Source organism: Yaniella sp., assembly GCF_030453185.1.
GTDB lineage: Bacteria > Actinomycetota > Actinomycetes > Actinomycetales > Micrococcaceae > Yaniella.
Genome location: NZ_JAKDKW010000077.1, coordinates 1 through 10,668 on the forward strand (window position 1 = coordinate 1; position 10,668 = coordinate 10,668).

General features: G+C 57.6%; 8 protein-coding genes. 7 read left to right on the forward strand and 1 reads right to left on the reverse strand.

The genetic code is table 11. From position 1 onward, the window contains the following. The 6 genes from L0H14_RS10180 to L0H14_RS10205 all read left to right on the forward strand — a co-directional run. Positions 1-591 (forward strand): LLM class flavin-dependent oxidoreductase (locus tag L0H14_RS10180; protein WP_301421778.1); only part of this gene is annotated, 591 nt, incomplete at its 5' end. A 4-nt stretch (positions 592-595) separates the two neighbouring features. After that, positions 596-1,150: a pyridoxamine 5'-phosphate oxidase family protein gene (locus tag L0H14_RS10185; protein WP_301419451.1), complete on the forward strand. Its 555-nt coding sequence runs from the start codon at positions 596-598 to the stop codon at positions 1,148-1,150. A gap of 72 nt (positions 1,151-1,222) precedes the next feature. Next, the gene (locus tag L0H14_RS10190; protein WP_301419450.1) at positions 1,223-2,314 is read left to right on the forward strand and encodes a hypothetical protein; all 1,092 of its coding nucleotides are present in this window, start codon (positions 1,223-1,225) and stop codon (positions 2,312-2,314) included. A gap of 635 nt (positions 2,315-2,949) precedes the next feature. After that, positions 2,950-5,019 (forward strand): HNH endonuclease signature motif containing protein, encoded by a 2,070-nt coding sequence (locus L0H14_RS10195; protein WP_301419449.1) that lies wholly within the window; start codon positions 2,950-2,952, stop codon positions 5,017-5,019. A gap of 177 nt (positions 5,020-5,196) precedes the next feature. Then, entirely contained in the window at positions 5,197-6,405 is a 1,209-nt protein-coding gene (gene chrA, locus L0H14_RS10200; protein WP_301419454.1) for a chromate efflux transporter, read from the forward strand. 226 nt (positions 6,406-6,631) lie between these two features. Then, positions 6,632-8,041, forward strand: a complete 1,410-nt coding sequence (locus L0H14_RS10205) for a DEAD/DEAH box helicase (RefSeq protein WP_301419453.1) — start codon at positions 6,632-6,634, stop codon at positions 8,039-8,041. A 17-nt stretch (positions 8,042-8,058) separates the two neighbouring features. On the opposite strand, the gene L0H14_RS10210 is transcribed toward L0H14_RS10205, so the two are convergent. Further along, the gene (locus L0H14_RS10210) at positions 8,059-9,246 is read right to left on the reverse strand and encodes a hypothetical protein (RefSeq protein WP_301419448.1); all 1,188 of its coding nucleotides are present in this window, start codon (positions 9,244-9,246) and stop codon (positions 8,059-8,061) included. 262 nt (positions 9,247-9,508) lie between these two features. Between L0H14_RS10210 and L0H14_RS10215 the strand changes: the two genes are divergently transcribed. After that, on the forward strand, positions 9,509-10,668 hold a 1,160-nt coding region (locus tag L0H14_RS10215), incomplete at its 3' end, for a peptidoglycan binding domain-containing protein (protein WP_301421779.1).

The following is a 10,668-nucleotide window of genomic DNA, read 5'->3' on the forward strand; positions in this document are numbered from 1 at the left end:
TTTGCACAGAGTATTTATGACCTGCAGGGTTGGTTTAGCGAAACCGGTACCTCGTATAGTGCGCCAATTGTTTCGGCTGTTTCGGCCGGTATGAATGTGCCGATCTGGGTGCTGGGTTCCACGGTGAATGGTGCTTCGATCGCCGGTCAGCTGGGCCTACCGTTCTCCGTTGCCTCACACTTCGCCCCGGATCAGTTGGACCAGGCAATTCAGGTGTATCGCGATTCGTTTAGTGCTGATGCTCCCACCGCTCAGCTGGAAAAACCCTATGTCATGGCCGGGGTCAACGTTGTGGTGGCAGATACCGACGCCGAAGCGCAGCGCGAATACACCGTCGTCGAACAGATGTTCCAAGACATTCAGACGGGCCAACGTCGATTGTTGCAACCACCGGTTGATCCAGCTCAGCTGGGCCCGGCCGGCAGCCCGATGCTTAGCATCAAAGCCGTGGGTGCTCCGCAAACCGTTCGAACTCAGCTCGAAGAGTTCGTTGAACGGACCGGCGCCGATGAACTCATCACGGTGACCTACACCTATGACCCTGCCGTGGGCGATCATTCGCTGAAACTGCTGGCCGACGCCTGGTTTTAATGCCATGACTCACGAGGCTCAAGGCGACATTCTGAACCGGATCTGGCAGGCGCTGCACGATGCGACGTCACAAGGCACCGGTTTTACCCTGGGCTTCCTTGCGACCATCGGTGTCGGGGGCGGGCCCAGGGCACGCGCTGTTATTCTGCGGCAATTCGAGGCGGCACCGGCGCGAATCTATTTCGCCACCAACGTGCACTCAGATAAGGTCAACGAAATTCAGCAGCATCCGCAGGTAGCACTGACCCTCCAAGACGGCTCGGTGCAGTTACGCATCCAAGGTAAGGCGGGCATTACGGACGACGCCGAACGGATCGCCGCCTGGGAAGCATTGGCCCCGCATAGTCGGCAGCTCTACGCAACGGCGGGTCTACCGGGAGAGGCCATGGACGAAACGGCCGAACTCGCCGACGACCCCTGCACAGCGTTTCAACGTTTCGCTTGGGTCCGGATCGACTTAGAACACCTCGACTGGCTCGATCTTGCCGCGGATGCTCCCCAGCGGTGGGAGTTCGATCTTGAAGTTGACGGTTGGGTCGGGAAACGCGTCGTCCCGTAACCCTGGCACATGTGAGCTGCTGCACTGAGAAGATGGGACTAACTCAAGTTAAAGGGCGGCAAGGTCAAACTAATGAAAGATACTCTTCGGGTTGCAGGGGTGTACGTCGGCACCATCATCGGTGCAGGCTTCGCATCCGGCCAGGAAGTTTTGCAGTTCTACACGGGCTACGGCTGGTTAGGCATCCTCGGAACACTCGTCACGGTGGTGCTGTATCCACTGTTGGGTTACTACCTCGTGGTGCTGGGGAAGCGGGTCAAGGCCCAATCGCATAAGAACGTGATCTACCATATCGCTGGGAAGTACCTTGGCTTCGTCATCGATTTACTCCTCACCTTCTTCCTTTTTGGGGTAGCCGTCATTATGGTTGCCGGCAGCGGGTCGCTCTTTCAGCAGCAGTTCGGCATGTCGCCGTCCATCGGATATGCCATCATGGCCATTCTGATTGTGCTTGCCCTGCTGCTCAGTTTGCGCCGCGTCTTGAATGTCATCAGCTCAATTGCGCCATTTGCGTTCGTGATCATTGTTGTTCTGGCGCTCTACGCCTTGTTTACGGCCGATACCAGTGGCGTCGATCTAGAAGCCGTATCTGCTACCCAGGAACAACTGGCGTCACCGCACTGGTTACTCAGCGCGTTTTTACACGTGTCCTTCAACGTAGCGCTGTCCGTGGGCATCCTTGCGATCATGGGAGCCACTGAGCAGAGCCACAAGGCAGCCAAACGCGGAGCTATCCTGGGCGGAGTTGTCTTGGGCGTCATCGCGTTGGTCATTAATCTGGCCATGTACTTCAACGTTGACGAACTCATCGGTACTGAAATGCCGATGCTGGCGATCGCTAATGATGTGAACCCGATCGTTGGTCTCATCGTGGCGCTTCTCCTGCTGGCCATGATCTTCAATACTGCCGTGACAATGCTGTACACGTTCACGGCACGGTTCTTTGAAGTCGATACACCTCGATTCAAGATCGCAGCCCTGGTTGGTGGCATCGTCGCATTCGCCCTCGGATTCGTTGGCTTCACCGAGCTGGTCAACCAGGTCTACCCGCTGCTGGGATACCTCGGCTTTGTGATCTTCGTGTGTATGGCCGTGAACCTGGTACTCATCGCCCGAAGAAGGTCAAAGGGAACAGCCACCGAGGTGTCAGACGCAGGCCAGTGATCTCGATTCGCTCTGCCTGACCGATGGCCCGTTTTAGCTGCGCTCGCGGTTTCTCCGCCCAGACTGGTGTGCGCTCTCAATGTAGCCATCGCGTTACACGATCTGGCCGTTCTAACCCTGCCTGTAGTTCAAGAGTGCGGAGCTCGTCTGGGGCTGTAGGGTGCAGCCGTGCTGTCACAATCTGGGGATGGCCTACCAAACATCGACCTTGCCTGAGTGCTGGCAAGGTCGATGTTGTGTTTTCAGGAGTGTTTGGGGTTGCGCAGAGCCAGGTTCTAGCGCTAATTCCGGTAACTAGCAACCGTTTTCTCGACAGTGTGGACAACTGGAGCTTCCTCGTGGTTTATCAACATAACACACGACACGCCGCAATAAAATATCATCAGTGTGATAATGGGCCAAAATATGCATTAGAGCATTAAATAAACATATTAAAATATGCTCAAAAGTCTTGTGAAAATGGGGCGAGGCCGGTAGAATAGTGGTACGCAATCCCCACCGGTCGTCATTCCATTTCTTCCGCGCTATCTCGTCACTTTTTCTGTTCCCTGCCTTTGTTCTGTACCTACTGGTTTTGCTGTTCATGTTGTTGAGGTCCCTACTGAGTTCTTAGTGTTTGGCGCGAGGAGGCCATCGTGGAGCTAACGTCATTGCTACCCAATGTTGGTGCCCCTGTGCCTACCGATATTCTGAATCTGGACAAACTTTCTGATGCGTCCCTAGGCGAGATGGTTCACGCGGGTACCCAGTTACTGAACTTGATCGTCACGACGATGAATGACCCCACCACCTACGACACGATCCCTACCTTTATTACCCAACCCGGCGGCGATTGGAACGGCTACCAGCCCCAAACCAAACCTGCCTTAAACGACCAGGCAGCCTCACCCGAAATGCCAGCGAAATCCGGCAGCGACTTGGATGGTGTGGTGGCGCCGGAGAATTTCTATGACACCCTGCAGGCGTTGGGTCTGATGTTTGGCCGCTTAGAGCATCTCACCGAAGCCGCCAACACGTTGTATGCCAGTTATGTCAGCGCCTCGATGAGTGAACAACAACGCTATTTCGGCACCCCCTATGATGTTTCCCCGTTTCGGGATGACCGCCAATACTTACGCCAAACCAGGGGCTGGTCGGGAGCTAAAACCACAAAGCACTTGCAGCGCGCCCCACTGGTCACCCACACTCCCGGCGGCGATCCCAATGTATGGTCCTCGCACCCGACCTACCCTGCGGTGGCGGAGTCATTTACCAGTGGGCGGCTCAGTGCGGAAAACCTCGACCGGATTCTGGGTATGCATACCGAGTTACATGACTACGCCGGCGCCTGTGATGTGCCACCCGGAATGGTCGATCAAGTCATGGCCGCCTTTGAACCCGTACTCGCCGAAGCCGGGGAGAACGTCAGCCCTGAAGAACTTTCGGCGGCGAAGAAAGGGTGGATGGACCAGATCGCTCATGAACTCAACGCCGATGGCCCATCACCCTCGCAAGCGTTGCGTAAACCACCAGATAATGCGATTAAAACCAAAAGCTTCCCCGAAGGCGGCGGCCGGATCTCGATCAATGCCACCCCAGAGGTGTATGACCAATTCAAAAACTTCGTCCTGCACATGCTCAAAGCCGACAACACCCCACCTGACATTCCGCAAGACATCCGCAACCTCATCCACCCGACCGATGGTAACGAGCACGACGACCGCAATGCAGCGGCCCAAGATGATTCAGTACAACCGTGCGAGGAAACCAAGGACGAGTCCGCCGGTCAAAGTGAGAGTTCTTCGGATGATCGTTTCCCGAGTGTTGATGAGGTTCCGGATAATATCGATGACTTACGGCTCGACGATACGGGGCTGGCGGTGGGTGAGGATGCCCAAGGCAACACTTACACCGCCAACAACTTGCAGGATATTGATCCGTTGTCGTCGGGTCAGAAGATCGCCGCGATGCTGATTGGTATGTTCCGGACCATCTTGCGGATGGATCCGGCTGAGATCGGGGTGAAGAAAAGCCATGGCGCGTCAGCCCAGTTAGTGATTGTTCAGGATGTTCAAACCGCCTACCGGGCCTTAGGGGTCCCGCCTTTACCTCCGGATGTGCAACGCCCACCAGGCCCAGCCGGGATGACCCCACCAGTGATCAGACGACCCAACCCCGATACCTCACAACATTCTGCCCCGGGAGGCCTGGGCCCAGAGCGTGTTGGTGATACTGGCGGCCACGAGTCAGGGGAGCCGGCGGTAGAAGGCAACACCCGGTTCCTCAATCAGTTTCCTTGGGCCCCGTATCGTTCAGAAGCCCTGAACCACGGGTCGATACACCCGGCGGATGCTGAGATCTTATCCTGTGATAGTGAGCTGGTCGCTCAACTGTGGGACGGCCCCGATACTGTACTCAATCAGAAACGCACGCAACGACTCTTCACTGTGGCTCAGCGTCGTGCGATTCTGGCCAGGGATCGTGGATGCCAGGCCCCAGGCTGTACTATTTCGGCGGTGTTTTGCGATATCCACCACATCAAAGACTGGCTGGCCGGTGGTAACACTAGCGTGACCAATGCGGTCACTCTGTGTAGTCACCACCATGCGGCAACGCACATTGGGAAATGGCGTATCCGCAAAGTCGATGGCTTCATTTGGTTCCAGCCCGCACCCTGGTTGGATCCCTACCAACCACTGCTACGCAACCTCTACTGGAACCGGTAAACCAGCCTAGATAAAAGCTGAGTTGACAGGCAGTAGAAGTCGGCAGCGGCTAGGGGACTACTTGCTGGGATGAATTCTACGTAGCCTCCCAGTAAATTGGGGAAAGTTCTACCGCAAAACGTGAGTGCTGTTGTTAGGCTTTGGTTGTTTGTCCAACTACAACCCGAAGGATCAGCGATCACAAGTCTAAAACCGGCAGAAGTATTTCGCACATTTCTTAGACTCGGAGTGACTTCCTTCGGGGGCCCTGTCGCGCACCTGGGGTACTTCCGTGATGAATTGGTCTCCCGGAGCAAATGGGTCACCGAACAACAGTACGGTCAACTCGTAGCACTATGTCAGTTCCTTCCCGGTCCAGCATCCAGCCAGGTCGGCTTTGCCCTCGGCCTGATCCGAGGCGGCTACCTTGGCGCACTAGCGGCATGGGCGGCCTTCACCTTGCCTTCGGCCCTACTCCTTGTGCTGTTTGCTATTGGAGCAGTGTCGCTAGACGGACCCATCGGACAAGGACTAATGATTGGGCTCAAAGCAGTAGCGGTTGCCGTAGTTGCGCATGCGGTGTGGGGGATGGCGAAGAACCTGACCCCGGATCTACGCCGTATTCTGATTGGACTAGTCGCAGTGGCGCTGGCGTTAGTCATCCCAGGAAACTTTGGACAACTCATCGCCATCGTTGCCGGCATCGGTGCAGGGCTTCTATGGTGCCGCAACCTGACGGAGACGGATGCACAACCGCTGACAGTCCGGGTGTCCCGCCGAGTCGGCATCGGCTGCGCCGTCGTCTTCGGCTTACTGCTAGCCGGGCTCCCCGTAATAGTGTCACTGACTGGCAATGCATGGGCCGGGCTCACCGACGCCTTTTATCGAGCCGGCGCGCTCGTGTTTGGCGGGGGCCATGTTGTATTGCCGCTCCTGCAGGGCGAAAGTGCGGTGGCAACTGCCGTGACGCAAGACCAATTCTTAGCTGGCTACGGTGCGGCACAAGCGGTCCCCGGACCACTGTTTACATTTGCGGCTTACCTCGGTTTTGAAATGGGCGATGGGTCGACCGCCTGGTTGGCGGCACTCGTAGCTTTGATCGCCGTGTTTGTTCCGGGCATATTACTGCTCTTGGCGGTACTTCCATTCTGGAACGATGTGCGAAACAACGCACTGATCCGTGCAGGGATGGCGGGGGCGAACGCCGCCGTCGTCGGTATTTTGGCTGCAGCGCTGGCCACCCCGGTCATCACCTCGGGTATTACCGGTATCGCGCCGTTGATCATAGCCCTGGGCTGTTTCAGTCTGCTGATCTTTGTCAAAATGCCCGCTTGGGCAGTGGTATTGATTGGCGCTCTGGCCGGGTTGCTCGCAGGGGTAACCGGACTAGGACTGACTTGGGTTTAAGGACGAAGAATACGTGCGTGTACTGAGCATCAGGTTGTATGGCGTAGGATAGTATCAGCCAGCCGGATGCGATCTACGTTTTCCGGTGCCGGCCAGTACCGCGTCGAAGCTGCTTTTGTATTGCCGCTCCCGCCTGTGCCAGGGCCGGGTATTTTCTTCCACCCGGACGGATTAATTTTTCGTGACTAATATTCAAGATGCCGCCAAAACTGGCGGTTCTTCCACCATGCCCGCAAACGAATCGAACGAAACCAACGGCTTCACCGCCCTGGGCGTTCCCGCCAACCTGACCGAGGTTTTGGCGCCGCGAGGCATCACTTCACCAACACCCATTCAAGCTGCAACCCTGCCTGACTCATTGGCGGGTCGTGACGTGCTTGGCCGCGGTCGTACTGGTTCCGGTAAAACCTACGCCTTCATGTTGCCAACAGCAGCTCGATTGGCCGGCGGCCGTGCGGCAACCGCGCGTCGTCCTCGGTCACTTGTACTCGCACCAACACGCGAGCTCGCCCTCCAGCTTGCCGAAGCATTTGAGCCACTCGGTGCGGCAACCGGACTCTCTTCAACAACTATGTTTGGCGGGGTCGGCCAAAACCCACAGGTCAAAGCGCTCCAACGCGGCGTTGACGTGCTGGTTGCCTGCCCAGGTCGCCTGTTGGATCTGATGGGGCAAGGTCACGTTGACCTTTCCGGCGTCGAGATCCTCATTATCGACGAAGCCGATCACATGGCTGACATGGGCTTCTTGCCGATGGTCCGCCGTATTCTCGATAAAGTAGCACCAAGCGCCCAGAAAATGCTGTTCTCCGCTACGCTGGATGCCGGCGTCGGCGTACTGGTCAAAAAATACCTTGACAGCCCAGTGGTGCACGAAGCCGATTCAGCGACCTCGCCGGTGTCCAAAATGGACCACCACGTGCTCGCCGTCGACGGTGATACCCGACTGACAGCGCTGACAAATATTTGTGCAGCCGACGGCCAAGCCATTGTGTTCACCCGTACCAAGCACGGCGCCAAGCGACTTGCAAAGCAGCTGCGCCAGCGCGGTGTGGCCGCCCTCGAACTGCACGGTAACCTTTCGCAGAATGCGCGCACCCGAAACCTCAATGCCTTCCACGAAGGTTCGGCTACCACCTTGGTGGCCACCGACATCGCGGCCCGCGGAATTCACGTCGACGACGTCGCATTGGTCGTGCACGCCGATCCACCTGCCGAACACAAAGCCTATTTACACCGCTCGGGCCGTACCGCCCGCGCAGGTCAGGCAGGCATCGTGATCACGTTGGCCCCGTCAAATGCTCAAGGTGAGGTGCGCCAGTTAATGAAGGCCGCCAAAATCTCACCCACCGTGCACTCCGATGGTGCGTCCAAAGAACTCTTGACCGACCTGGTACCTGGACAGCGAACATTCCTAGAGCCAGCGGAACTCGAGAAAGTTCTCGCGGTAGCCACCCCTGCGCCGCAACACGGTCAGCAAGGCAGCAAACAGAACGGCTCAAAAGGCCGCAGCGGTGGCCAGCGCAATGGTCGATCGGGTCAACAACGTGGCCGTTCCGGACCGCGCAATAACCAGCGTGCCGGGAACGGCCAGCGCTCCTCGAACCGTCGTCGTTCGTCGAGTTCAGCTCGAGGCTAGCCGGTCACCGCAGTAAATTACTGCGGTGAACCTGGTTGATGGGGAGGTTGGTAGCCGCCAAATTGTTGTGGCTGCTGACCGTACCCACCCTGTGGAAACTGCCCGGACTGCGGGTAGCCACCCGGCTGATTGAACTGAGAGTTCTGAGGCTGATGCTGCTGGAACTGCTGTGGTTGCTGGTGCTTTTGTTGTGGCGACGACGGCGAAGTTGAACCATCTGGTGCGAAATAGACCATGGTTCCGGCCAGCAGGACCAGGGCCATGAAGATCAACCAGACGAGTGAGAAGCCCACGCGGTAGCCGGCAAGAAAACCGACGACGGTCATGTAACGGCCGATCAACGCGAATGCGGTACCAATACCCAGCGCCACAAAGGCATAGCGGGTCCACCGGTTTGGCATGAGCAGTTCAATAACTGACATAGCTACGGTGCCGATCAGCAGTAGCATCAACAACCAGCCGCCAGAGCTGAAGTGTGACACGCCGAGCACTGAGCTCGGCGCCACCGAGGGACTGAAAAAGAACCCGAAGAGTGCCAAAAATGCGGCACCGCCGGCAATAAATAGGCCCCATGTGCCTCGCGAGCTCAGGTCGATTTTCGACGCGGCGCGCGGCTGATTCATGAACGGTTGCGTATACTGCGGCTGCTGAGGTTGTTGCTGCTGATATCCCTGAGTTTGGTGCGACTGGTTAAAACCGTATGACGGTTGGTCGTAAGCGTAGCCTTGCGAGACTTGGCCACTGTCTTGTGGGGACGACGCACCGAACTGCTGCGATTGCGGCATTGGATCGGCGGGCGAAGGCTGTGCCCAACCGGTTTGGCCCTGGTTGCTGAATGGTTGTGTCGGCTCTTCATAGGCCGGCGTTTGGTAGGCCTGTGCTTGGTCTGTTTGGTCCGCTTCGGGTTGCTCCGGGGAGGGGTGCTGGAACCACGAATTGGTCGGCGCCTCGTCTGGCTGCTCGGTAGGCTCGGCCGCGGGAAATTCTTCACCGGCGGGCTCGACAGGAGCGGCGTCTGCAACTTCGTCAGCGGTCTGCTCGGCTTGGCGGTCGCGAATCCAATCGGCTAAGCCGGGATACACGTTGGGGTGGTCCAAAATGTCATTCCACAGGTGCGGGTGGGTTTGTGCCAATTGTTGAAGCCGAAACGGTTCGATCGCGGGATCCGTGAGGTCGACCGGTTCGGGTAAAGACGGATTCGTCATGTGCAGTGTCCTTCGAGCTCATCAAGACGTGCGTAAGTTCAGTATTTCGGGGTGTCGGAACGATAAATATGACAAGACAACTTTTAACGTTGACGCCGCATCGAAAGTCTAGCCGAGCAACATATCTTGATGTGCCGTAAGTACGTACATTTTCCGGACTAGGCTGATATTCGCGCTAGTTATGCAGGCGTGTATAACAGTTGCATATATTTTCGGCGGCGGTGCGGTACATTTCCCCCGTCGTATTGTATGAGTAGAGCATATGGCTGACGAAAAAGAACCTCACCGCGATCCGTCGGAACCCGACGACGGCGCACTCGACGCCGAGACCCGAATGCTGCAGCGCATCGCAGCGTTGGGTGGCGATCAGCGGGATGCAGAAGAGTCGGCTGAAGCATCAGCCGAAGACGAGCCTGCCCGCTCGGATCCGGTGACCTATGACCCGTCCGTTGATACAGCTGAAGATGCCACGGAGCAGACCGAGACGATCGGCCCGGTTGCCGGTGGCGGAGCTGGGTCGACGGGGAATGACGACACGCCTACCGAGAAGCCCCGAAAACGCCGTCGCTGGCCTTGGATTATTGCCGCGATCGTGGTGCTGCTGGGTATCGGCTATGTCGGTGCCGCGTTTGCGACCGAAAATGACCTTCCGGCCACCCTGACCGTTGAGGGCGTGGACGTTTCCGGGAAATCGGTTGACGAAGCCGCCCCGGTGATCGAAGAGGAACTTGCTGCTCGTGCCGAACGCGAGCTCGTGGTCAGCGCAGCGGAAGCCGAAGCCTCTATCGTGCCGGCCGAGGCCGGCTACTCCTATGACGTCGATGCGACCCTAGACGACCTCACTGAGCTCACGTTTAACCCCGTTGACCTTTGGGGCCGAATATTTGGTGAAGCCCACGTTGCGGTGCAGACCTCGGTGGACGAGGAGGCGGCTCAAGACGCCGTCGCAGGTTTAGCGGAACAGCTGACCTACGACTCAACGGAGGGCTCAGTCGTCTACGAGGGCGAGACCTTGGATTATTCGGAGCCGATCAACGGCTTTACCGTGGATAGTGAACAACTTTCTCACGACCTGTCAGCCAACTGGTTGGGCACTGAAACCGAGCTAGATGCACCGGGAGAAGCCGTTGCACCGGCCGTCAGCCAGGAGCGTTGGGACACCTTTGTTGAAGAAACTGCGCAGCCACTGGTCGACGACGCCTATACCGTGACCGCCGACGACGCGACCGCTCAGCTCACGCCAGCCCAACTCGGAGAAGCCGCGGAAGTGCGCGTCGAAGAGGGCGAAGACGGGGATGCCCCGGCGTTGTCGCTGGATGGTGAGACCCTAACTGACGCGTTGTCACAAAATAGCGACGCATTCGAGTCCACGAATCAAGACGCCTCGGTCGAACTTACGGGTTCAGCCGGCTCGGCGTCCCC

Coding starts and splice junctions, on each gene's coding strand:
- L0H14_RS10185 (WP_301419451.1), top strand. CDS start 596: ATGACTCACGAGGCTCAAGGCGACATTCTGAACCGGATCTGGCAGGCG.
- L0H14_RS10190 (WP_301419450.1), top strand. CDS start 1,223: ATGAAAGATACTCTTCGGGTTGCAGGGGTGTACGTCGGCACCATCATC.
- L0H14_RS10205 (WP_301419453.1), top strand. CDS start 6,632: ATGCCCGCAAACGAATCGAACGAAACCAACGGCTTCACCGCCCTGGGC.
- L0H14_RS10210 (WP_301419448.1), bottom strand. CDS start 9,246: ATGACGAATCCGTCTTTACCCGAACCGGTCGACCTCACGGATCCCGCG.